The sequence below is a fragment of the Stenotrophomonas sp. YJH_SMC_33 genome, from assembly GCF_059372295.1.
On record NZ_JCAFVJ010000004.1, the window covers coordinates 107,448 to 129,518 of the forward strand.

Sequence of the window (22,071 nt, forward strand, 5' to 3'; positions counted from 1 at the left end):
AGCTTGCCCGGAAGGAGGAACCCGCAGTGAGCACGCACCTGGGGCTCGACCTGATCATCGCGCAACTGGAGGAAATGCTGCCGGAATGGGCGGCGTTCTACCCCGAGCAGCAGTTCATGCGCATGCTCGCCGAAGCGCTGGACTACATTGCTGCCAGTGCGGACCCGGAGGCCCGGCTGTACTGCGTGATGCGCACCGGGCACCTCCATCTGTGCAGCGGAGAGATTCCGTGGCCGGCGGGCCATGGAGGCCCTGGCCGTTTGCTACGGGTCTGACTGCGCCCATCGCGCGAGATTCTGTTTCACTTGCCCGATGCCGGCCCACGGGTCCTTGCGGCGTCGTTTGAGCTTTGCCGGCACATCCTTGATCGTGAACCCGTCGGCGCGCTTGAGTTTTGACAGATCACTCCATGCAATCGGCAGCGCCACCGGCGCCCCCGGCCTGGCCCGCAGCGAGTAGGACGCGACCGCCGTTGCACCGCGCCCATTGCGCAGGTAGTCGACGAAGATCCGCTTGTTGCGCAGGCTTTTGGTGGCCGTTGCCACGAACCGCTGGGGCTCGGATTGCGCCAGCGCTTCGGCGAAGCCTCTGGCGAAGCGCTTGGTCAGGTCCCAATCACATCCCGGATCGAGCGGCACGACCACGTGCAGGCCCTTGCCGCCGGATACCCGCAGGAACGACTCCAGTTCCAGCTGCGCCAGTAGTTTTCGGATGTCGGTGGTCGCTTTCCTGACCTCGGCAAAGGGAACGCCGGGTCCTGGATCCAGATCGAACACCACCCGGTCGGCCTTGTCGGGCGTTTCGGCGTGGGTGCCCCACGGGTGGAATTCCAATGCGTTGAACTGCACCAGTTCCAGCAGGCTGGCCGGGTCACGCACCACCAGGTAATGCGCGTTTACCCCGCTTTCTTCCTTGAGCTTTACTGCGTCGACCAGCTCCAGCCCGGCCGTATGGTGTTTCTGGAAGAAGCAGGGCTTTGTGGCGCCACTGGGGCATCGGATGATCGAGAGCGGGCGGTCAATCACCTCGGGAAGCAGGTGCTCCATCACTGCCGTGTAGTAATCCCACACGTCCTGCTTGGTGTAACCGTCGCCGGGGAACAGGATCTTGCCCGGCGAGGACAGCGATGGCGGCGCGCGATCCGCCACCGGTGCCAGCCTGGTCTTGCGCGCAGGCCGCGGGGGTGCCGGTGTGCGCGCCGCCGCCAGGGCCGTTCCAGCGCGATCGGAATCGGCGAGGTCGCCGATATCCTTGTCCGCGCGCACCGCCTTCAGCGACGCCTGGCGCAACAGCTTCTGCCCGCCGATCCCGCGGTAGAAGACCTCCACCACGAATCGCGGCTCGAACCAGGTCGCAGCGCGCAGGTCGGTGTCCTGGGTGGGCACGTACGCGGTTGGCTTGCGGCCGCCACCGCCCTTGATGCGCTTGCTGATGTCGCCGATCAGCTCGTCCGAGAACCCGGACCCCACCCGGCCGACGTAAAGCCAGCCGTGCTCCGCATCTGGACGGGCCAGCAGCAGCGCGCCGAAGCCGGCACGGCTGCCTTTGGGTGCGGTGTAGCCCACCACCGCAAACTCGTCACTGGCCAGCTGTTTGGTCTTGCGCCAGTCATCACTGCGGCCGCTGTGGTAGCTGCCGTCGGCGCGCTTGGAAATGATGCCTTCGAAATGCTGCTCACCGGCCAGGCGATAGGCCTCGTCGCCGTCGCCCTGCACATGGGAACTGAACGCCAACGGGCTGCCCTGCCCTTCCAGCAAGGACTGCAGCAAGGCCTTGCGCTCCAGGAGCGGCGCATCGGCGACGTCCACGCCATCAAGATGCAGCAGATCAAACAGGGCATACGTCAGCACGCCCTGGCGCTCGCCGGAGAGCGTGGCCTGCAGCAGGTTGAAGTCCTCCTTGGTGCCGGCGCCGGCGATGAGCTCACCGTCCAGTGCGGCTGAAGTCAGGCCCAGCGCCGCCACCGCGTCACGTATCTCGGGGATCTTGCCGGTCCATTCCAGTGCATTCCGGGACCACAGCTGCACCTTGCCCTTGGCGACCGTGGCAAGGATGCGGTACCCGTCCCACTTGATCTCGTGGACCCACTGCTCGCCCTGGGGCGGCGCGTCTCCCAGCTTGGCCAACTGCGGTTCGAATGGACCGGACGGCGCTGCGGCCTTTCTTGCCTTGCTGAGCGCCAGCGCCTTCTTCGCCCAGTTCGTTCGTCGGATGCGCTTGACGGGTACCGCGGTGAGCCGCTTCTTCGCGCTCTTGCCGGCCCCGGCCCGCTTCAGATCCTCCGCTGGCGCTTCAGCGACATCCGCCAGCAGATCGTCTGCCTCGATGTCGCCGGCGAATTCGTCGTCATCCTTGAACAGCAGCCACTGCGGTTGGCGCGCCGGCTTCCCGGAGCGGACCAGATGCCATCCGCCCTTCAGTTTGGCGCCGAACAGTTCGAAGCGCAGATGGCCCTTGGCGAGCTGGGCTTCCGGGTCGCCCTGCGTCGCCCACACGCCATGGTCGAACTGGGCCACATGGCCACCGCCGTACTGGCCTTTGGGGATTTCGCCTTCGAAGGCCGCATAGTCGACAGGATGATCTTCCACCTCCACCGCCATGCGCTTGACCTTCGGGTCGTAACTGGGCCCCTTGGGCACGGCCCAACTCTTCAGCGCGTCCCCTACCTGAAGGCGGAAGTCATAGTGCCTCCGGCTGGCATGGTGCAGCTGCACCACGAAAATGGCGCGTTGCCCTTTCGGCAGCGCCTTGCCCGGCTCGGGCTCCTTGGTCTTGTCAAAACTGCGCTTGCGGCGGTACTCGACCAGAGACATGGGCAACTCCGCGCTATTTTCCCAGATGCTTGCGGACAGCAACGGCGGTGGGTCCTACCGCCGCCACAGCAGCACGAAGTTCCTCGGCGGACACGCCCAGCGTGGTGGTCCAGTACTGCAGCTCGTAATCTTCGTTGACGTTAATGCGATCCCGGTCCGGGCGACCGGTCTTCTGCTTGTCATTGCTCATGGGCGTCTCCACGCGTGGTCGGGCGTGAAGTGACCGTACCGGCCGGTACATGGGCACGAGGCGATGCCATTGTGAAGCCATGGCGAAGGCCTGGCGGCACCGGCGCCAATTCGAGTGGCGGATCCCGCATCGTGAAGAGCACGCGCACGGTTCGCGTGGACCTTCACATGCCGCCTTCACCTGGCACCTGCCTGATCGCAACCGGGAAGACCCTACGCTGATCGCTCCACTCACTGCGGAGCCCAGTATGGCTATCAAGACGGCGGAAGACCTGTTCATCCACGAACTCTCGGATATCTACAGCGCCGAGAAGCAGCTGACCAAGGCCCTCCCACGCCTGGCCCGTGCGGCCGAGAATCCGGACCTGGCCACGGCGTTTGAGACGCACCTGGAAGAGACCCAGGGCCAGATCGAACGCATCGACCAGGTTGTCGAGATCCTGGGCATTCGCCTGAAGCGCATCAAGTGCGCGGCGATGGAGGGCCTGGTGGAGGAAGGCAAGGAAGTGATCGACAGCATCGACAAGGGCCCGGTGCGGGATGCTGCGCTGATCGGCGGCGCGCAGAAGGTCGAGCATTACGAGATTGCGTCCTACGGGACCATTGCCGCGCTGGCCAAGCAGCTGGGCTACAAGGACGCCCTGCCGCTGCTGCTGGAGACGCTTGAGGAAGAGAAGGCCACCGACGAAAAGCTGACCCTGCTGGCCAAGAGCGGCGGCAACGCCAAGGCCGCGCAGGCCGCCTGATCGGCGCGCCTTGGAACCCGGCTGCCACGGACGGCGGCCTCAGTGCCCGTAGAGCACCTGATCATTGGGGCAGAAGAACGTGCGCCGCCGCGTGGTCCCCATGTAGAGCTTGCTGATTGGGCCACCGCACAGGGGACAGACCTTCTTCGTGTGCACCTGCCAATGCTTTTTCAGCTCGAAGCGCCGCTTCCATTCCAGGAAGTCGAAGCTGTAGGCGCGCGCCTGTTCGATCAGCGCGGTAAGCTTGCGTGGCGGCAGGTCGCCCAAGCGGGTGGCGGGGTGCACGCCTGTACGGAACAGCACCTCGTTCTTGATGATGTTGCCCACGCCGGCAAAGACCGTCTGGTCCAGAAGCGCATCGCAGACCATGACGTCCGGCATTGCCTTCAGCTTGCGCCGTGCCAGCTTCGGATCCCAGGCATCGTTCATCACGTCCGCGCGCCAGTCGTAGACGTCGTCCAACGGCTCGTCGATCAGCCGCGCGGAACACGCATAGAAGTTCAGCTCGCCATTGTCGAACAGCAGGGATACACGCGCCGGGGTTGGCTTCCGTTCGTCGATGCGCCAGCTGCCGAACATCATCAGATGGATGCGCAGTGTGTGGCGGCTGAATTCCAGCAGGAAGTGCTTGCCCCAACTGCGGACCGCCTTGACCCTTCGGCCCTGCAGCGGCGACAGGTCGATGCGGCTGTTTCCGGAGACGGTGCGGACCACGTGCCCTTTGAAATGGCTAGTGGCTTCGCGCAGCAGTACGATGGAAGGACCTTCAGGCATGGGCGTTCTCCTGCAGCAGCGCCTGCAGGCGCAGTGCGTTGCCGGTGGCATGGCCCAGTGCTGTATTGTCCAGTACGAACCAGGCCGGCCGTTGCGCATCAGCTTCGCGCCGCAGCCCTTGCGCCAGTTCCGCCAGGGCCTGTTCGCTGTACGCACTGCGATAGATCTGCGGCTGGCCGTGCCAGCGCCAGTAGCTCCACGCTCGATCACCGCCGGGAACCGCTGCCGCCGGCACACGTGCCGGATCTGCGGCTACCCGTGCAACACCATGCGCGCTCAGCAGCGCATCCGCGTCCGCCGTGAACCAACTCGGATGCCGCGGCTCGCACGCTACATCGGCCTGCGTGCGCGCGCGCAGGCCCCGCAGGAAGGCTTCGGCCGTGGCCGTGTCGTACACCAGGCTGGGCGGCAGCTGCAGCAGCAACGGACCGAGCTTTCCACCCAGCTCCAGCACGCCCTCAAGGAACTGTTCGAGCGGCTGTATTGCATCGCGCAGCCGACGCTCATGGCTGATCTCGCGCGGGAGTTTCACCGCAAACCGGAAGCCCTCCGGAACGCTCGCCGCCCATCGCGCGTAAGTCCTGGGCTGGTGCGGTCGATAGAAGGAAGAGTTGATCTCCACCATCGACAGGCGTGTGGCATAGCGCTGCAGTAGGCTGTCGCCCGCGCCGAACGCTTCCTGATCCGCCCGCGGCAGCGACCATCCCGCACAACCGACGCGTGGTGGGCCGGACGCAACCGGGGCGGCTGTGGCCTTCATCGTGCCAGCTGCCCGTCTGGTTCGATGATGCCACCCGCGCTTGCTTCCGTCTGCGATTGCGAAACCGACAGTAGTTGATCCAGGGCACTGGTGCCCGACTGCAGCGCCGACGCGCTGCGCACGAATCCGGTCCAGTCGGAAATGGCGATCTTTCCCAGCGCGAGCTCATCTACCCGCACGCTGCGCATCCGCCAGCGCGGAAACTGTCGGCGACCCACCCTGCCCCGGTTCAGTTCGACGATTCCGCTGTGGCTGCTTGCAGCCAGAATGCGCGTGTACACCGCCTTGACCCCTGCCTCCGGGCCTTCCAGGTACTGCAGGAAGCGCGAGCCATCGAACAGCAATGTGCCGGTGACATCGGCGGACTCGTTGAACTGCACCGCCTCCGCCACGAGTTGCTGCAGCCGATGTTCCGTCAGGTTGCGGGAGGCTTCACTTACATAGGCAATCGCTCTGAAGGGCATGGCACCACCGGTTGTTGCAGACCGCTCTACCTTAGCCACACCGATCGTACGCGCGGTGAGACCGGTGTGGAGGCTGCGTCGAACTGTGGCGTGTACCTTCCGCATCGCGTTGACGCACGGTTGGGCCGCGGAACGTGTGTCTGCCACTGTGCGCACGCGTGCAGGGATGTTCGTGGAGGCCGGATGAGGAATCAGAGCCTTCCGGATGACGCGACGTTGGCGGTCGTGCCACCGCCGTCTAGCGCCGGATCTGGAAGATGGTCGCTGCCGCCAATGAGGCGGCTGAACCCAAGGAGACTTTCCATGGCCAACCAGAACCAGAACCAGGGCACCAGCAACCGCGGTTTCGCTTCGATGGACGAGGACAAGCAGCGCGAGATCGCCGCCAAGGGTGGACGTGCCGCGCACGAGTCAGGCAACGCCCATGAATTCAGCTCGGAAGAAGCACGCGAAGCCGGCCGCAAGGGCGGCGAAGCAGTGAGCCAGGACCGCCAGCACATGGCTGACATCGGCCGCGAAGGCGGCCAGAACAGTCGCGGTGGTGGCAACCAGGGCGGCAACCAGGGCGGCGGGCAGCAACAGCAGGAACGCGGCGGCGGCAACAACCGCGGTGGCCAGCAGCGCTGATCGGCGCTGAAACCCGTTGCATCCCTTCGTGGGCGGACGTGATGTCCGCCCACTTTTGTACGCCCCACGCGGCTCAGGGGCGTTGCAACCGGAGCGCCGCGAACGGGCGCCCCGGCTTCTTTCACGGCTCGCGTGGCGGCAGGTCCAGTGCACCTGCACCCGGGCCTGCCCCCAGCTCGGCCCCGGTGGCCGGCCGCGCTTCCGGGTCGGAGAGCGTGCGCAGGGTCATGGCCTGCACCGCCGCTTGTTCGCGCGGGTCCAGGTCCACCGTGCCGCCGCCGTCGCCACCATCCACAGCGGCCTGTGCGTCGCGGTCGCTGACCCGCTCCCAGAGCTCGCCGCTGTTCCAGCTGCCCTGCAGATCGTCGGCGCCGCCACCCTGCGACATGTCCATGTACAGGTCGGTGAACGCCGGATCCCCCGGCAGCTTGCCCGGTGGGAAGTTGGGCTGGATGCTGTGCAGCGCTTTCTCGAACGACTTCATGTGCGCGATCTCGCGGGTCATCAGGAAGCGCAGCGCATCCTTGATGCCCGGGTCGTCGGTAACGTTGATCAGGCGCTCATACACCAGCTTGGCGCGCGCTTCGGCCGCGATGTTCGAGCGCAGGTCGGCGGTGGGGTCGCCGATCGAGTCGATGTAGGCGGCTGTCCACGGCACCCCGCTGGAATTGACCAGCGCGGGGCCGCCGCCGTACAGGATCTGTTCGGTGTGGCTGGTGCTGTTCTGGCCCAGCAGCCGCATGTCCTCGGCCTCGGCAAGCCCTTCGGACTGGATCGCCTTGGGCCCGCGGTTGAGCATGGCGATGATGGTGCCGATGATCTCCAGATGACTGATCTCCTCGGTGGCGATGTCCATCAACAGGTCCTTGCGCCCGGGATCGCATTCGCCAAGTCCCTGGGTGAAGTAGCGCATCGCGGCGGCCAACTCGCCCTGTGGGCCGCCGAACTGTTCAAGCATGAGGCTGGCGAGCTGCGGGTTGGATTCGCGGACGCGCACGGTATACATCAGTTTCTTGTGATGAAAGAACATGAGGGCTTCTCCGGTGGCTGGTGTGGGCTGGCTTAGGAGTCAACGCTTGGCTTGGGCGCCGGGCGTTTCGTCACGGTTGAGGAACGCTCCGACCAGCCCGTCCTGGTGGTCCTCCAGCCAGCGCGCCATGGCAACCTCTTCCTGCAGGATCTGGCCGCACACCGCCGCAATGTCGGGCGCGCCGGCGCGCTCGGCAGCGATCACCAGCGCCCTGTACGTGGCGATCTCGGTGTTCTCGAAGCCAAATGAAAGGCCCACGCTCTTGACCACCTCGTCCTCCATCAGCGTGTTGCCGGCGGCGTGGATGGCGGCGGTCATGCTCGCGAACAATCCCTTCGCGGTGGGCACGCTTCCTCCCAGCGCCTCAATGCACTGCCGCAGTGAGGCAGCCTGCCCCTGCGTCTCCTGGACGTGCTGGCTGATGCGTGCGGCAAGCTGGGGATAGTTCTCGATCCGCGAAGCCATGGCCTTCATCATGGTCTCCGCTTCCTGTTCCATGGCGTAGGCGTCCTGCAGCCACTTCAGCAGGCGCTCGCTTCGGGCGGTGTTCTGGTCTGCCATCTCGATCTCCGGTGCGGGGCGACATGCCTCCGGAGACCATCGTGGAGCGAGCGCAATCACCGCGTTGTCGGGCGATGTGAGCCGCCGCAGGTTGGCGTTGCACGCGGCGCTGATGCAGCGATAACATCCGCACCCCGGACTGGACCCGGGGCGCCCTCAGGTCGCCAGGGCGCTCGATGCGACCGCGCCCGCCCTGGGGCCCCGGGGGCGGGTGTTCGAAGCGCCCCCGCCGTCCGCCGCCATCACGGCCTGCATCACGCGGTGTTGAGCGCGGTGCCCACCCCCGTCCACGCCCACGACATAGACAAATCGGCCATCAAATTTGGCCTGTGCGCCTTCAAGGGCATCGTCGGCCTGCAATGCCCGCTTCAGCGACTTCATCCATGTCCGTTCAGGCGTACGGTCCAGTTCCACGACAATGGCGGCGCCGCCACAATCGAGCGGCATGCACTCGATACGCAGCACGCCTGGAGAGGCCGCTTCGTTTCCGGATAGAGGCATGACAGAAACTCCGATACAGGGGTCGGCGGCAGTATCCACAGCGCATGCCAAGAAGCCGTCAACGAGATCCATAAGGCCCTCCACGCCTCCTCCACGAGGTTGGTCACGCGCGCAAGGCTTCGCGCCGGACTGACAATGTGCACGCAGGATCTTGATGCAGCACAGCAGAAACTCGTGTTCCCAGGACAACACAGGCATGTACGCATGCAATCCGCAATGAGCCAGCGCAGGTGCAACCTGCTGCTGGTGGAAGACCAACTCGACCTGGCCACACTCATGGAGCACGCCCTTGAGGACGTCGGTGATCAGGTGACGCATGCCTACAGCGTGTTCGACGCTCTCGGGCTGCTGGACACCCAGCGATTCGACGGCGCCGTGCTCGATGTCGAACTTCGCGACGGTGTGGTCTTTCCCGTCGCTGATCGCCTGGCAGAACTCGGCATCCCCTACCTGTTCGTCACTGCGGTCTACGACCAGCTGGTGCCGCAGCGCCACCGGCGCGCAGCCTTCGTTGCCAAACCGTTCCATGTGAGTCAATTGCAGGACACGGTTCGGCGCGTGCTGGGCGATACCTGCGCGCAGCCGCCCCCGCATTGAATCCATGCAACCGTCACCCCAGGTGCGGGGCTACCACCAGGCCCAGCTGGCGCAGCGCGCCACCACGGGAGAGGCCATCCCAGTTGCCGTGCGCGACGCTGCGGATCTCGGAGGCCTCAACCCACAGCAACCGCATCGACCAATAGGGAAAGAACCTGCCGGAAACCCTGCCGCGGCCCAGTTCGATCAGCTCGCGATGGCTGCGGGCACTGAGAATGCGGCTGTACACCACGTTGATGCTGTCTTCCGGCCCCTCGATGTACTGCAGGAAGCGGAGCCCGTCATAAAGAAGCACACCCGTAACGCCGGCTTCAAGGTTGAAGCGGGCGGCGGCCCTGGCGAGGTCATCCACATGGTCCATGGAAAGCCCCGATGTCGCCTCACTTGCGTAGGCGACTGCACGGAGGGGCACATTCGTTCCTTCTGGCGCAGGAAATTTCCTGCACTTCAATGATCGCCGCGCTGATGTAGGCAGAGATGAGGTGTTCAATCGCCGCGCTACCAGTGCCCTCCCCCGAGCTGCACGCTGCGATAACGCGTCGGCAGGCGGGAGCTTCTGCGCTCCCGGCCGAGCGGTTCAGCGCCAACAGCGATCACGGCTGTTGATGGTAATGGGCGCAGGCGCCGGCGGCCACATCACTCGGCTGGAAGCGTGGCGTGCCTATGAATACCCTGTGCGGTGATCCTCACCCGGTCAGCGCGGGCGCCTCGCTCTCGCCCTCACGCACTGGAGAAGCTCCCACAGCCAAGGCAGCACCACCAGGCCAGACGCCGGCAGCAGGACCCACCACCAGATCCCGGGTGCTGCCGGTTCCACACTGAGCGACCATCGAGGATGGGCCTGCCAGGCCACCCAGGCCAACAGGACCCACGGCGCGGCATCCAGCACACTGTGCACATGCTGCTCCGCCGGACTGATGCGTCTGCGGCCGTCTGCGCTGACGGTGTCCAGATAGCCGGCGATTGCGTGAGCAATGACCAGAAGCGCCAGGAGCGTGACCAGCGACAACGTGTTTTCCAGCAGCAGCCACGCCAGCACGCCGCTGCCGATCAGAAGCAGCTGCACCGCATGCAACAGGCTTTCGCGCATCGCGGAGGTGTGTGGAAGGTCGGTCCGGCGGTGAAAATGGAAGTCCAGCGAACCGGCCACCAACCACAGTGCGTACACACAGCCCACGACAATCGCACTCATGGCGCCACGCTCACGGTGTCAGAACGATCTTGCGGCAGTCGTCATCCTTGGCATCAAACATCGCATAGCCCTGCGCTGCATCGGCCAGGCGCATCCGGTGCGAGATGATGTCACCCGGGTCCAGCTTTCCTTCCAAGATGGCGCCGAGCAGCTCCGGCATCAGTCCCTGCACGTGGGTCTGCCCCATCTTGAACGTCAAGCCCTTGTCGAACGCGTCACCCAGCAGGAAACCGTGGATGAAGCCGGCATAGACACCAGGGATGCTGACAACGCCGCCGCGGCGGGCCGCGGCGATGCACTGCCGGATCGCCACCCCGCTGCTGCCTTCCAGTTTCACGGCGGTCAGCGCTGACTCCAGCGCACTCCCTTCGGCCTCGAAGCCTACGGCCTCGATGCAGGCGTCTGCGCCCCGCCCGCTGGTCTGGGTCAGGATGTAATCGGCCGGGTCCTCGATCTCCCTGAAGTCGATGGGGGTCACCCCGTAGGCGCGACGCGCGTAGTCAAGGCGGTAGCGAAGATGGTCCACCATGAAGATGGTCTCGGCCCCCAGCAGCCGGCAGCAGGCTGCGCTCATCAGCCCCACCGGCCCGGCACCGAAGATGGCCACCGTCGAGCCGGGCTTGACCCCAGCGTTCAGCGCGGCCTGGTAGCCGGTGGGCAGGATGTCCGAAAGGAACAGAACCTGCTCGTCGGCCACGCCTTCCGGGATGCGCAGCGGGCCTACATTCGCCTTCGGCACGCGTACGAATTCGGCCTGCCCGCCGGCCACGCCGCCATACAGATGGCTGTAGCCGAACAATGCGGCCGGAGGCAGTATGCCCTTCTGGTTCAGTGCGGCGCCCTTGCCCGGATTGGTGGTCTCGCAGGCGGCATACTCGGCCAGCCGGCAGTGGAAGCACTCGCCACAGGCAATCACAAACGGGATCACCACGCGATCACCGGGTTTCACCTGGGTCACGCCGCTGCCGACCTCTTCCACCACGCCCATGAATTCGTGGCCCAGCACATCGCCATCGTGCAGGTCAGGAATCTTGCCCCGGTACAGGTGCAGGTCCGAACCACAGATGGCGGTGGCGGTCACCCTCAGGATCAGATCATCCTCGGCCGCCAGCACCGGGTCCGGCACGGTCTCGACGCGCACATCCCTGCGGCCGTGATAGGTCAATGCCTGCATCGCGGTTCTCCAGAAAGATCGGAACATCAGCATCGCAGGGCAGTCCCCCTGCTGCGGTGACATCCGGGTGTGCGCGGCGTTCATTCCGCGGCGTCGTGGCGTTAACCCGGCGCGGTGCAGGCTTCAGGTTCTCGCCGCAGGAGCTGCTCATGAACGACAAGTTGCCTTTCAATCCAACCACGGACGTGGACGATCAGTCGAAGGCCCACACGCCGGACAAGCGTCGCAATGACCAGGCCAGGTGGAAGGACCACGACATGCCCGACGATGGGGACGGCCCCAAGGCGGTACCTGAAGACTACGAGCGGCCGGATCCTGACCCGACAGGCAAGCGTTGAGCCCGCCTCACATCCTCGATGCGCAGTGATCACGAGCCCTGCCCTCTTGCCCGCGCATGCTTCCGCACGGTCTCTGGAACAGCTGATCGAGGTGTTGCATGTGGAAACGCAACGGTCTCTCGCTGGTGCTGCTTGCACTCACCGTCGTGTTCATCGTTGGGCAGGCAGTTGCGGGGCACCATGTCCACAACCAGGAGTTGACGCAGCACGGGCGCGCGCCGATCGATCTATGGCACTACCTGGCGACCGGCCACTTCGTCAGCGCCACATTCGAGAACTGGGAGAGCGAATTCCTGCAGATGGGCATGTATGTTCTCCTGACCGTCACCCTTCGCCAGCGTGGCTCGGCTGAATCGCGGCCGTTGGATCCTGCACAGGAGCAGAGCCGCGTCGAGCCAGGACCTACGCCCTGGCCGGTGAGGCGTGGCGGCGTCTGGAAGGTGCTGTACGGTCATTCGCTTGCAATCGCCTTCGGGCTGTTGTTCCTGTTGAGCTTCACGCTGCATGCGTTGGGAAGCTGGCGAGCCGAGCAGGCCGAGCAGCTGCTGCGGGGCCTGCCCGCACCCGGCTTCCTGCAGCACCTGGCCAGCAGCACATTCTGGTTTGAATCGATGCAGAACTGGCAGAGCGAATTTCTCGCCGTGCTGTCCCTGGTTGTACTGACGATCTTCCTGCGCCAGAAGGATTCACCGCAGTCCAAGCCGGTCGAGGCCCCGCACGCACAGACAGGTGATTGAGCCATGGGACAGGATCCATCGACGGCCTTGCTGATCATCGACATGTTCAGCCGTTTCGACTTCCCCGGCGCGCAGGATCTTGCGCCCGTTGCGGAGCGGGCGGCCAGACAGATCCGGCGTTTGAGAGACCACTTCGATGACCGCAGGTGGCCGGTCATCTATGCCAATGACAATTTCTCCGACTGGAAGCGTGACTTCCGACAACAGGTTGCGCAGTGCAGGCGGGACGGGGGCGCAGCCGGGCGGATAGCCGACCTGCTCTCGCCCCTGCCCGATCACTACTTTGTACTCAAGCCCAAGCACTCGGCGTTCCTCGCCACCCCGCTGCCGGTCCTGCTGGCCAAGTTGGGCGTGCGCCGACTTTGGCTCAGCGGGATGACAGCCGATTCGTGTGTGCTGGCAACCGCGTTGGACGCCAACGCCAGGGAGTTCGACGTCGTCCTGGCAAGGGAGGCCGTGGCGGGGATGCCGTCACAGAAACAGCGGGCAATGGCGCTGCTCGCCGATTCAGGAGCAGCGCGGGTGGCACGAATTGCTTCTCTGGTGCCGGCATGACCAGCGGGATGGAGCAGCATTCGGTTCAAGCCCGGTCTGCGACACCCTTTACACCGGCATGACCGGCGCAATGTGCGCAGCAGAAAATCCGGCCATTTCCCTCGACACCGTGTCCGATGACGGCGCAATCGCAGTGGGCGCAGCGCGGGGCGAACGCATGGATCGCGCATTCGAACGAATCGAACGTGCCGCTACGCCCGCCTTGCTGTACGGTGAAGCTCTTGTCGTAGTCGTTGCCGCAGACATCACAGGTAGCCATCGGGCACCTCCTGCTCTGGAAGGAGCCTGCAGTGTGGCCATCACGGATGTCGGCGGCAGTGAAAGCACCGTGTCACGACTGTGCAGGATCTTCACGCGGAGAGCGGCATGGCACCTGCCCTGCATCGTCCGTCCGGACCCGTCCAATGAACCGGCACGCCAGCATGATCTGCACGATGCAGTGAGCGCGGGCAGTGCGGGTTGACTGGAACTGCAGGAGATGACTGCTCGCCCGTAGCGTACGTTGGCAATCCCCTTGCGTTATGCGGCAAGGGCGTACGGCTCCACCAGTCCCACCAGCAGATCCATTGCTGATTGCCCACCGGCCGACGTATCGCCACGCTGCACGAAGCCGATCCAGTCCGCGTGGGCCAGCGACTTCAACTGCCCGGGATCTACCGGAAGCCAGCGCATCGGCCAGAACGGCAGGCGCCGGTTGCCCACCCTGCCCCGCTGCAGCTCCACCAGCCCTGCGTGGCTGGTTGCGCCCAGCACACGCGCGTACGCCACCCGCAACCCGTCCTCCGGTCCCTCCATGTACTGGAGAAACCGCCCGCCATCGAAGAGAAGCACGCCGGTAACGCCGGCGTCCCGGTTGAAACGTGCGGCGTCGTCGACCAGCTGGTCCAGCCTGTTGCCCTCCTTGCGCCCGTTGTCGCCCACAACAGTGGGGCTGGCTTCGCTGACGTATACCACTGCCCTGATAGGCATCGGTTGCTCCTGTGACGAATCCCCCCAGATTCCGATGGCCTCACCGTAGCCCATCCGAGGACCTGGGAAGTTCCCATCGTGTGTATTCCGTGATCCGATCGCCACTATCCGACCAGCGGTGCACCTTTCCTCGGCGTGTTCAGGATCCGCAGCCGGTCGTCCTCCTGTGCCGGCACCGCAGGTTCGGGGAGACGCATGCCAGTGCCAGGCTCACGCCCTGTCCGCTGCCCACGCCAGGTCGAACGTCAACGCGAGGCGCTGGCCGGGCTCCAGCCGGTGCGGCGCCAGCGTGAAGCCGTCCGGCGGACCGCTCTGGGGCTCCACACAGGTGGCGTGCGGCGTGCCGTCGTAGACCACCCAATGGTCGTGGTCCGAGCGCAGCCGCAGGCGCTGGCCTCCGCGTATCAGCGTGATGTCGCTGTCGGCGATGAAGCAGTCATCCCAGGGACCGGTAGTGGGAGCCACACAGGGCAGCGTGGCAATACCTTCCCCGTCCCGCGGGTACATCGCACGAGGCGTGAACAGCAGCCCGTCAGGCTTCCGGAACCAGGGATGCCAGCCCAGCACCGCCGGCATCGCCTGCTCGCCGGCCTGGACCGAAAGGCGCATCTGCAGGGCGTGAGCCTCCAGCTGCAGGCCCAGCATGGCGATGCCACCGAAGGGCCAGTAGCCGTCGTGCGGCAACGCCAGCGCCAACCTGGCTGCCGCCGCATCCAGCCGGTCGATCTGCCACGGTCGCGAGAAGCCCAACCCATGAATGGCATGCCCGTCGAAGTTGAGCGGCAGCCGATGCGGCCTGCCATCAAAGCGGAACGTTCCATGGCGGATGCGCCCGGCCCAGGGCACCATCGGGTAGCAGCCCCAGGCGATCGCAGCCGCCCCGCCCGCCTGCGCATCCACCAGCCACTCCACGCCCTGGTAACGCAGGTGCGCCACGCGCCCGCCCGCCCCTGCGGCGAGCGCAACCTCCAGTTCGCCGCATCTCAGCCAGTGCAGTTCACCGGCCGGCAGCGGGGCCAGCGCATCATCCACCGGCAGCATGCGCTCAGGCCCCATACGGATTGATCGTGCGGATGCTTCCGTCCGGCTCCATGTGCAGCGGTGTGCACTTGGCCGAGCGCAGGTGGGTGATGCCGCCGGACATCAGTGCATCGTGATAGAACAGGTACCACTGCCCTTCGAACTGGCAGATGGAGTGGTGGGTGGTCCAACCGACCACGGGGGTGAGGATCACGCCAGCGTAGGTGAACGGGCCATACGGGCTGTCGCCGATGGCGTAGCACAGCTGGTGGGTGTTGCCAGTGGAGTACGACAGATAGTAGCGACCCTGGTACCTGTGCAGCCACGGGCCTTCGAAGAAGCGGCGCGCATGGTCGTCCGCACGCAGCGGCTGGCCATGCTCATCCAGGATCTGCACTTCGCGGGTGGGTTCGGCCAGCTCGGTCATGCACGCGTCCAGGCGGCCCACGCGCGGCCCCAGGGCCGGCGCGCTGCCCTCGGGTTCCTCGTGGGCCTCGCTGTACTGGTTGTCACGATACTTCTGCAGCTGCCCGCCCCAGATGCCGCCGAAGTACAGGTAGTGGCTGCCATCCTCGTCTTCGAACACGGCAGGGTCGATCGAGTACGCGCCCTTGATCGGCTCCGGCTGGGGCACGAACGGGCCCTCCGGCCGCGTGCCGATCGCCGCGCCGATGCGGAACCGGCCCTCGGCGTCCTTGGCCGGGAAGTACAGGTAGTAGCGGCCATCGCGGCAGGCGGCATCGGGGGCCCACATCTGTTTCCGCGCCCAGGGCACGTCGCGCACGTGCAGCGCCATGCCGCAATCCACGGCCGTGCTGTCGGGCGTATCCATCTTCAGCACATGATAATCCTGCATGCCGAAGTGGCCACCTTCGTCGTCGAACGGCTGGCCACCGTCGATGTCGTGCGACGGATAGATGTACAGGCGCCCCTCGAACACGTGCGCCGAAGGGTCGGCGGTGTAGATGTGGGTCACCAGCGGTTGCGAAATGGCGTGTGCGGTGAGCTGCGCAAGACGGGCTTCGCTGGCCTGGCCGTCTTCGCCGGCATGGAGGTCGATCATGGTTGTCATCTTGGCCTTACGCGGAAGCGTCGGCGGAACGGCGACGCAGGTGGAGGTCCTGCTCGATGCGGGTCTCGGTGCGCTTGTCGATCCTGTAGAAGAACAGCAGCGCCACGGCGAGCAGGAAAGGAAGGGAGCAGTAGACGCTTACGGTCAAGCGGATGCCCTGCACCACGCCCTCAGGCTGCTGCGCCAGTCCTGCCTGGTAGCCGTAGTGCGCAAGGATGGCCGCGACCAGCGCGCCTCCGACGCTGAGGCCGATCTTCAGCCCGCACAACATCGCCGAGAAGATGATCGCGGTCGCCCGCCGATGGTTCTTCCACTCCGAGTAGTCCGCGACGTCGGCGATCATCGCCCACAGCAACGGGATGGTGATGCCATAGCAGAAGCCATGCAGCATGAAGGCAGCGAAGGCCACCGCCACGCCCGTGGGTGGAAACAGGTAGAAGGCAAGCAGGAACAGGGTCGAGACAAACAGGGCGCCACCGAAGACGTCGCGCTTGCCGAAGCGATCCGCCAGCCGTCGTGATGCGCCGATGCCCAGGATCATGCAGAGGATGCCGCACGCGTTGAACAGGCTGAACGCCGAGGTGGCCGCGTCCTTCGGCCAGGTGAACGCCGCGAAGCCGGCGCTGGCCAGGGCAGCATTCAAGGCGCTGATCAGGCCGTTGAAGCCTGAGCCGTCCAGGAAGCCGGCCAGCGCGGCTTCACTCATGTAGTACTGGAAGTAATAGATGTAGGTGCCGCCCTTCAGGGCCAGGTTGATGAATACCAGCACGGTCAGGGCCAGCATCACCTGCCACGGGCGGTTGTGCAGCAGGTCCGACAGGTCCTGCAGTACGCCCCCGGTCTGCTCGCGCGTCGGCACGATGCGTTCGCGAGTGGTGGCGAACGTGATCAGGAAGAACACCGTCCCGATGATGGCGAATGCGGTCATGACCTGCTCGAAGCCGCGCACCTGGTCGCCATCGCCCAGGATCAGCACCAGCGGCATCAGCAGCACCTGGATGATGAACTGCGCGACCATCACAGCCACGAAGCGGTAGGCCGAGAGGCTGTTGCGCTGGGCCATGCTGCCGGTCAGCACGCCGCTCAGCGCCGAGTACGGCAGGTTGTTCGCGGCGTAGACGCAGACCAGCAGCGCGTAGGTGGCCAGTGCATAGATCACTTTTCCGCGCTCGCCCAGGTCCGGGGTGCTGAACGCCAGCAGCGACAGCACGCCGAACGGAATGGCTGTCCACAGGATCCATGGGCGGAAGCGGCCCCAGCGTGTGGATGTGCGGTCCGCCGCGATGCCGATCAACGGCGTGAACACGAACGCACCCAGCAGGCCCACCACGAAGATGATCGTGGCCGCGGTGGCAGCCGGCAGGCGGTAGACGTCGGTGTAGAAGAACGCCAGGTAGGTGATCAGGGTCTGGAAGATCAGGTTGGCGGCGAGATCGCCCAGGCTGTAGCCGAGCTTCTCGCGTACCGATAGCGCGTGTTCAGTGCTTGCCATGCAGCGGACGTCCTTGAAAAGGAATCTGGTCGAAGCGGAATCGATGCCGGCGGGGATGATCAGTCAAGCGCGGGCACCACGGTGAACCTGCCCTGCGCACGTATATCGGCACTGGACGCCCCCACCCTGACCTCATAGGCACCGGGCTGCACCGCGTACGCCGCGCGCGCTTCGTCATAGTGGCGCAGGGCCTGCGCCGCCTCCAGGGTGAACGTCACCGTGCGGCGTTCGCCCGGGGCCAGCTGGACGCGCTGGAAGCCACGCAGTTCCTGCACGGCGTCGCCGCTGCCAGCGTGCTCGCGCCGCACGTACAGCTGCACCACTTCGTCACCGCTGCGGGTGCCCGCGTTGGTCACATCCAGCGCCACGCCCAGGCGGCCGTCGGCGCGGAGGCTGTCTGCATCGAGGCGAAGCGTTCCATAGTCGAATCGGGTATACGACAGACCGTGACCGAACGGATACAGGGGCGTGCCGCGGAAGTAGCGATAGGTGCGGCCCTCCATGGCGTAGTCGTCGAATGCCGGCATCGCTTCGCCGGCCTTGTAGAACATGACCGGCAAACGGCCGGCGGGATTGACGTCGCCAAACAGCGCCTGACCGACTGCGGTGCCGCCGCGTTGCCCGGGGTACCAGCTCATCAGGATCGCTGGCAGATGCGCCTGCGCCCAGTCCACGGCGATGGCCGAGCCACCGGTAAGCACCATCACCACCGGCTTGCCGGTGCCGTGCAGGGCCTCCAGCAGGGTGCGCTGCGGCGCGGGCAGCCGCAGGTCGGTACGGTCGCCACCGGCAAAGCCCGGGTAGTTGACCGTCATCTCTTCGCCTTCGACATCGCCGGTGAGTCCACCAACGAACACCACCACATCGGCATCGCGTGCGGCATCGAGCGCTTCATCGAACGGTGCCTTGGCGCCGGGCATGCGCCAGCCCAGGCGCACGCCGGCATCGCGCTGGTCGTCGTAGTACTCCAGCTTCAGCTCATAAGCACGCCCGGCCTGCAGGTCGAGTTCGACACCCTCGGCATGCAGGCGATCCGTGTTCACCCAGTGATCGATCACGCGCTTGCCGTCCAGATACAGGCGGTAGCCATCATCGCCGGCCACCTCCAGCCGGTAGCGACCGGACACGGGGGGCAGCAGCTGGCCGCTCCAGCGGATGCTGAAGCGGTCGTTGGGAATCCCCTGCCCCGGTGCCGCTTCGCCGCGTGCCAGCAGGTTGTCGGTCGGCGAGCCGCGGTCCCAGCGGAAGCCGATCTGCGCGTCGGTACGCACCAGGGCCGGAGTGCCGGACAGGTCGGGCGTGCGGAAGTACTCACCGCGCAGGCCGCGCTCGGGCGACTCCGCCGAGGGCCGCAGGTAGGTCGGCTCGATCAGCGGTGTGGCGCCGGGATCGTCGCGGCCCTCCACCAGGTCGACGCCGCGGGCATAACGCACTTCAACGCCCTTGGCCGCCTCGCGTACGCCCTGCAGGATCGTCACCGGCGCCGCCGGTGTGCCGAAGTAGTTGCCGAGCAGTGCCATGGTGTCGTCGGCAGTGGGTCCGACCACGGCAATGCGCTTGATGTCGCGCGACAGTGGAAGGATGCCGTCGTTCTTCAGCAGCACCAGCGATGCCTGCGCGGCCTTGAGGGCCAGCGCATCATGGGCCGGCGCCTGGTTCACCGAGGCCGGAATGCGCGCCCAGCGCACCCGCTCCGGCGGATCGAACATGCCCAGGCGCATCCGTGCGGTGAACAGGCGGGTCACCGCATCGTCGATCTCCGCCTCGCTGATCAGCCCTTGGCGCACTGCGGCAGGCAACGTTGCGTACTCCTGGCCGCATTCCAGCTCGGTGCCGTTCCTCACCGCCAGCGCCGCAGCGGCTTCGCGCGTGGTGACGATACGGTGGTGCTTCCAGATATCGACGATGGCCCAGCAGTCCGAGACCACGTAGCCCTTGAAACCCCAGTCGCGTCGAAGCACATCGTGCAGCAGGAAACGGCTGGCACTGGCGGACTCGCCGTACACGCGGTTGTAGGCGCCCATGACCGCATCCACTTCGCCCTCCTTCACCAGCGCCTCGAACGCCGGCAGGTAGGTGTCATACAGGTCGCGCCGGCTGGGCCGTGCATCGAAGTGATGGCGGTCGGCCTCCGGTCCGCTGTGCACGGCCAGATGCTTGGCGGTGGCGTCCAGCTTGCGGTAGACGGGGTCGTCGCCCTGCAGGCCGCGTACGAAGGCCACGCCCATGCGCGCGGTGAGGTAGGGATCCTCGCCGTAGGTCTCCTGTCCGCGCCCCCAGCGCGGGTCGCGGAAGATGTTGACGTTCGGCGACCAGAAGGTCAGGCCCTGGTAACGGCCATGCGCGCCTTCGCGGAGGAACTGGTGGTGCTTTGCGCGGGCCTCGTCGCTGATGGTCGTGGCCACCTGCCCCATCAACGGTACATCGAAGGTCGCGGCCAGGCCGATTGCCTGCGGAAACACCGTGGCCTGCCCTGCCCGTGCGACGCCGTGCAGTCCCTCGTTCCACCAGTCGTAGGCGGGTACCCCCAGCCGTTCGATCGCCGGCGCGGCGTTCTGCATCTGCGCGGCCTTCTCTTCCAGCGTCATCTGCGCGACGAGTGCCGCGGCCCGTTGCTCGAAGCTGGCCGAAACGTCCAGCCAGGGCCGCGGCGCAGCCGCGGACGCGGCGGCCGCCACACAGGTCAGTACGAACAGGGCGATCCCACCGCGCCAGGTATGGCGGCGGGCCTTGGACGAAATCGACAGCCTCATTTGCTTCTCCCGTTGCGCTCGTCGCGCGCGAAAGGACCCAGCAGTGCGCCCACGAAGCCGCCTGCCCGGTCCGTACTCAGGACGGTGCCGTCCACCTCGCCTGCGAGCAGTTGCCAGCCCTGCCCATCGCCAGTGTCGAACGAGAACGCATAGTTGCCCTCGTTGCCGGCAATCTTCAGGCGCAGTGCTGCAGGCACCGGTACTTCACGGCTGGCCAGCGTCCGCGTGCTGCGGCCACCGTCGCGCGCTTCGAGGAAGAGCGAGAGGCGCCCCCCGCCAAGGTCCCGAACGCCAAGGAAGTACCAGTACGCCTCGCTCTGGAACGCCGCCAGACCGGCGGCAACTCCGGAAGCTGGCGGGGTCATCGCGGTGCTCGCCTCGAAGCGCAGATGCTGCTGGCGCCGGCCGAGAAACGCCGGATTGCGCAGCGTGTCCAGATCCTCGGCGAGCGGGTGCACGGCCAGCATGCCGGGGCGCTTGTGCAGGTCTGCCCAGGCATGCCTGGGCACGCGCACGCGCAGCCACTGGCGATCGAGCGCTGGGCCATCAAAATTGTCGCGCGCTACGAAATTGCCGGTCGACGGGGCCTGGGATGCCTCGCCCTGCATCCATGACGGCGCCTTGGCCACGTAGGGAATGGCCTGGTCGGTCGGCAGGATCTGCGGCCAGCCATCCTGCCAGCGCACCGGCAACAGGTAGGTCTCGCGCCCGGTGTTGTAGTGGCGCTTCTGATAGTTGCGGCTGGCCAGGAACACCGCCCACCACGAGCCATCCGGGCCTTCGACCAGGTCGGCGTGGCCGGCATTGGTGATCGGAAGCGGACGGTCGTCCGGGAGTTCGCGCTGGGTCAGGATCGGATTGCCCGCATAGGGAACGTAGGGCCCCCACACCGCGCGGCTGCGCAGCACCACCTGCGAGTGCTGCGGCCCGGTGCCTCCTTCAGCGTCAGACAGGTAATACCATCCCTCCCGCTTGTAGATGTGCGGTCCCTCGATCCAGATCGGATTCTTCGCCGGCTCCACGCCTCCATCAACCAGTACCCGGCGGGGCCCGACCGGCTTGAACGCCGCCAGATCGATCTGCTGCATCCAGATGGCGCGGTGCCCGTCATAGCGCGGCGGACCGGGCGGTGCATCGTTGTTGATCAGGTACACCTTGCCGTCGTCATCAAAAAACAGTGATGGATCGATGCCATCGATGCCGGGCAGCCAGTGCGGATCGGACCACGGCCCGGCCGGGTCGCGCGCGGTGGCGATGAAGTTGCCACCGCTGTCGGTCGCGGTGGTGACGACGTAGAAGGTGCCGTCATGGTATTCGATGGTGGGCGCGAAGATGCCGCGCGAGACGCTCAGTCCGTCGAAATCCAGCTGCGTGGGGCGGTCAATCACATTGCCGATCTGCTTCCAGTGCACCAGGTCGCCACTTTCGAACACCGGAATGCCCGGGAAGTAGGTGAAGCTGGAATTGACCAGATAGAACCGGCCGTTCGCGCGCACGATGCTGGGATCGGCATGGAAGCCGGCCAGGACGGGATTGCGGTAGTGGCCGGCCGGCAGCGGCACTTCAAACGCCTGGTCATCGCCGCGGTACTCGAACCAGTCGAAGTACACCGGCGGCGCGTCCGGCGGCGCGCTGGACCGGGCGGCTGCGGCCGACAGCAGGAACAACGCCCCCAGCAGGCGGCGCGCCATCGACCTCAGGCCGGCC

General features: G+C 65.9%; 25 protein-coding genes. 7 read left to right on the forward strand and 18 right to left on the reverse strand.

Annotated features, from left to right (window positions below):
* The first annotated feature begins 26 nt into the window (after nucleotides 1-26).
* Complete coding sequence (locus tag AC5P9W_RS08825; RefSeq protein WP_021202423.1) at nucleotides 27-275, forward strand: hypothetical protein; 249 nt, start codon at nucleotides 27-29, stop codon at nucleotides 273-275.
* On the opposite strand, the gene ligD is transcribed toward AC5P9W_RS08825, so the two are convergent.
* Nucleotides 264-2,813, reverse strand: a complete 2,550-nt coding sequence (gene ligD, locus AC5P9W_RS08830; RefSeq protein ID WP_456115617.1) for a DNA ligase D — start codon at nucleotides 2,811-2,813, stop codon at nucleotides 264-266. The two genes, AC5P9W_RS08825 and ligD, sit on opposite strands and share 12 nt — an antisense overlap.
* Nucleotides 2,814-2,826: 13 nt before the next feature.
* The gene (locus AC5P9W_RS08835) at nucleotides 2,827-3,003 is read right to left on the reverse strand and encodes a DUF3606 domain-containing protein (RefSeq protein ID WP_456115616.1); all 177 of its coding nucleotides are present in this window, start codon (nucleotides 3,001-3,003) and stop codon (nucleotides 2,827-2,829) included.
* A 247-nt stretch (nucleotides 3,004-3,250) separates the two neighbouring features.
* On the opposite strand from AC5P9W_RS08835, the gene AC5P9W_RS08840 reads away from it, so the two are divergent.
* Nucleotides 3,251-3,748 (forward strand): YciE/YciF ferroxidase family protein, encoded by a 498-nt coding sequence (locus AC5P9W_RS08840; protein ID WP_456115615.1) that lies wholly within the window; start codon nucleotides 3,251-3,253, stop codon nucleotides 3,746-3,748.
* Between the two features lie 39 nt (nucleotides 3,749-3,787).
* On the opposite strand, the gene AC5P9W_RS08845 is transcribed toward AC5P9W_RS08840, so the two are convergent.
* Genes AC5P9W_RS08845 through AC5P9W_RS08855 form a run of 3 tightly spaced genes read right to left on the reverse strand, consistent with a single transcriptional unit; the run spans nucleotide 3,788 to nucleotide 5,746 of the window.
* Nucleotides 3,788-4,522, reverse strand: coding sequence for a DNA-formamidopyrimidine glycosylase family protein (locus AC5P9W_RS08845; RefSeq protein ID WP_456115614.1), 735 nt, complete (start codon nucleotides 4,520-4,522; stop codon nucleotides 3,788-3,790).
* Nucleotides 4,515-5,282 carry a DUF72 domain-containing protein gene (locus AC5P9W_RS08850; protein ID WP_456115613.1) on the reverse strand — a complete coding sequence of 256 codons (768 nt, stop codon included), beginning with the start codon at nucleotides 5,280-5,282 and terminating at the stop codon, nucleotides 4,515-4,517. Before AC5P9W_RS08850 ends, AC5P9W_RS08845 begins: the two co-directional genes overlap by 8 nt.
* On the reverse strand, nucleotides 5,279-5,746 hold the full coding sequence (locus AC5P9W_RS08855; protein WP_227852901.1) for a BLUF domain-containing protein: 468 nt from the start codon (nucleotides 5,744-5,746) through the stop codon (nucleotides 5,279-5,281). Before AC5P9W_RS08855 ends, AC5P9W_RS08850 begins: the two co-directional genes overlap by 4 nt.
* Nucleotides 5,747-6,049: 303 nt before the next feature.
* Between AC5P9W_RS08855 and AC5P9W_RS08860 the strand changes: the two genes are divergently transcribed.
* Nucleotides 6,050-6,373 carry a KGG domain-containing protein gene (locus tag AC5P9W_RS08860; RefSeq protein WP_058982980.1) on the forward strand — a complete coding sequence of 108 codons (324 nt, stop codon included), beginning with the start codon at nucleotides 6,050-6,052 and terminating at the stop codon, nucleotides 6,371-6,373.
* A 121-nt stretch (nucleotides 6,374-6,494) separates the two neighbouring features.
* On the opposite strand, the gene AC5P9W_RS08865 is transcribed toward AC5P9W_RS08860, so the two are convergent.
* The 3 genes from AC5P9W_RS08865 to AC5P9W_RS08875 all read right to left on the reverse strand — a co-directional run bounded on the left by AC5P9W_RS08865 (nucleotide 6,495) and on the right by AC5P9W_RS08875 (nucleotide 8,537).
* A complete protein-coding gene (locus tag AC5P9W_RS08865) occupies nucleotides 6,495-7,403 on the reverse strand; it encodes a manganese catalase family protein (RefSeq protein ID WP_111101958.1) in 909 nt (302 codons plus the stop codon).
* 39 nt (nucleotides 7,404-7,442) lie between these two features.
* The gene (locus tag AC5P9W_RS08870; RefSeq protein WP_111098445.1) at nucleotides 7,443-7,964 is read right to left on the reverse strand and encodes a ferritin-like domain-containing protein; all 522 of its coding nucleotides are present in this window, start codon (nucleotides 7,962-7,964) and stop codon (nucleotides 7,443-7,445) included.
* A gap of 156 nt (nucleotides 7,965-8,120) precedes the next feature.
* Entirely contained in the window at nucleotides 8,121-8,537 is a 417-nt protein-coding gene (locus AC5P9W_RS08875) for a hypothetical protein (RefSeq protein ID WP_227844341.1), read from the reverse strand.
* Nucleotides 8,538-8,669: 132 nt separating this feature from the next.
* On the opposite strand from AC5P9W_RS08875, the gene AC5P9W_RS08880 reads away from it, so the two are divergent.
* Nucleotides 8,670-9,062: a response regulator gene (locus AC5P9W_RS08880; protein WP_111101957.1), complete on the forward strand. Its 393-nt coding sequence runs from the start codon at nucleotides 8,670-8,672 to the stop codon at nucleotides 9,060-9,062.
* Between the two features lie 13 nt (nucleotides 9,063-9,075).
* Here the strand turns inward: AC5P9W_RS08880 and AC5P9W_RS08885 are convergent, their stop codons facing one another.
* The 3 genes from AC5P9W_RS08885 to AC5P9W_RS08895 form a co-directional block, all read right to left on the reverse strand.
* A complete protein-coding gene (locus tag AC5P9W_RS08885) occupies nucleotides 9,076-9,474 on the reverse strand; it encodes a BLUF domain-containing protein (RefSeq protein WP_111098447.1) in 399 nt (132 codons plus the stop codon).
* A gap of 282 nt (nucleotides 9,475-9,756) precedes the next feature.
* Entirely contained in the window at nucleotides 9,757-10,254 is a 498-nt protein-coding gene (locus tag AC5P9W_RS08890) for a hypothetical protein (protein WP_111101956.1), read from the reverse strand.
* Between the two features lie 10 nt (nucleotides 10,255-10,264).
* The gene (locus tag AC5P9W_RS08895; RefSeq protein WP_111101955.1) at nucleotides 10,265-11,428 is read right to left on the reverse strand and encodes a zinc-dependent alcohol dehydrogenase; all 1,164 of its coding nucleotides are present in this window, start codon (nucleotides 11,426-11,428) and stop codon (nucleotides 10,265-10,267) included.
* A gap of 149 nt (nucleotides 11,429-11,577) precedes the next feature.
* On the opposite strand from AC5P9W_RS08895, the gene AC5P9W_RS08900 reads away from it, so the two are divergent.
* The 3 genes from AC5P9W_RS08900 to AC5P9W_RS08910 all read left to right on the forward strand — a co-directional run bounded on the left by AC5P9W_RS08900 (nucleotide 11,578) and on the right by AC5P9W_RS08910 (nucleotide 13,058).
* Entirely contained in the window at nucleotides 11,578-11,766 is a 189-nt protein-coding gene (locus AC5P9W_RS08900; RefSeq protein WP_019337695.1) for a hypothetical protein, read from the forward strand.
* A gap of 98 nt (nucleotides 11,767-11,864) precedes the next feature.
* A complete protein-coding gene (locus tag AC5P9W_RS08905) occupies nucleotides 11,865-12,503 on the forward strand; it encodes a DUF6766 family protein (protein WP_021202411.1) in 639 nt (212 codons plus the stop codon).
* Between the two features lie 3 nt (nucleotides 12,504-12,506).
* Entirely contained in the window at nucleotides 12,507-13,058 is a 552-nt protein-coding gene (locus tag AC5P9W_RS08910) for a cysteine hydrolase family protein (RefSeq protein WP_021202410.1), read from the forward strand.
* A gap of 25 nt (nucleotides 13,059-13,083) precedes the next feature.
* Here AC5P9W_RS08910 and AC5P9W_RS08915 read toward each other — a convergent pair whose 3' ends face one another.
* The 7 genes from AC5P9W_RS08915 to AC5P9W_RS08945 all read right to left on the reverse strand — a co-directional run bounded on the left by AC5P9W_RS08915 (nucleotide 13,084) and on the right by AC5P9W_RS08945 (nucleotide 22,055).
* The gene (locus AC5P9W_RS08915) at nucleotides 13,084-13,317 is read right to left on the reverse strand and encodes a metallothionein (protein WP_155029555.1); all 234 of its coding nucleotides are present in this window, start codon (nucleotides 13,315-13,317) and stop codon (nucleotides 13,084-13,086) included.
* Between the two features lie 260 nt (nucleotides 13,318-13,577).
* Nucleotides 13,578-14,027: a BLUF domain-containing protein gene (locus AC5P9W_RS08920; RefSeq protein WP_111101980.1), complete on the reverse strand. Its 450-nt coding sequence runs from the start codon at nucleotides 14,025-14,027 to the stop codon at nucleotides 13,578-13,580.
* A 210-nt stretch (nucleotides 14,028-14,237) separates the two neighbouring features.
* Complete coding sequence (locus AC5P9W_RS08925) at nucleotides 14,238-15,083, reverse strand: aldose epimerase family protein (RefSeq protein WP_495219077.1); 846 nt, start codon at nucleotides 15,081-15,083, stop codon at nucleotides 14,238-14,240.
* The gene (locus tag AC5P9W_RS08930) at nucleotides 15,073-16,110 is read right to left on the reverse strand and encodes a glycoside hydrolase family 43 protein (RefSeq protein WP_021202407.1); all 1,038 of its coding nucleotides are present in this window, start codon (nucleotides 16,108-16,110) and stop codon (nucleotides 15,073-15,075) included. Before AC5P9W_RS08930 ends, AC5P9W_RS08925 begins: the two co-directional genes overlap by 11 nt.
* 16 nt (nucleotides 16,111-16,126) lie before the next feature.
* Nucleotides 16,127-17,611, reverse strand: coding sequence for an MFS transporter (locus AC5P9W_RS08935; protein WP_456115489.1), 1,485 nt, complete (start codon nucleotides 17,609-17,611; stop codon nucleotides 16,127-16,129).
* 59 nt (nucleotides 17,612-17,670) lie between these two features.
* Nucleotides 17,671-20,364 carry a glycoside hydrolase family 3 protein gene (locus AC5P9W_RS08940; protein ID WP_456115488.1) on the reverse strand — a complete coding sequence of 898 codons (2,694 nt, stop codon included), beginning with the start codon at nucleotides 20,362-20,364 and terminating at the stop codon, nucleotides 17,671-17,673.
* Nucleotides 20,361-22,055: a glycoside hydrolase family 43 protein gene (locus tag AC5P9W_RS08945; RefSeq protein WP_456115487.1), complete on the reverse strand. Its 1,695-nt coding sequence runs from the start codon at nucleotides 22,053-22,055 to the stop codon at nucleotides 20,361-20,363. Before AC5P9W_RS08945 ends, AC5P9W_RS08940 begins: the two co-directional genes overlap by 4 nt.
* Between the last annotated feature and the right edge of the window lie 16 nt (nucleotides 22,056-22,071).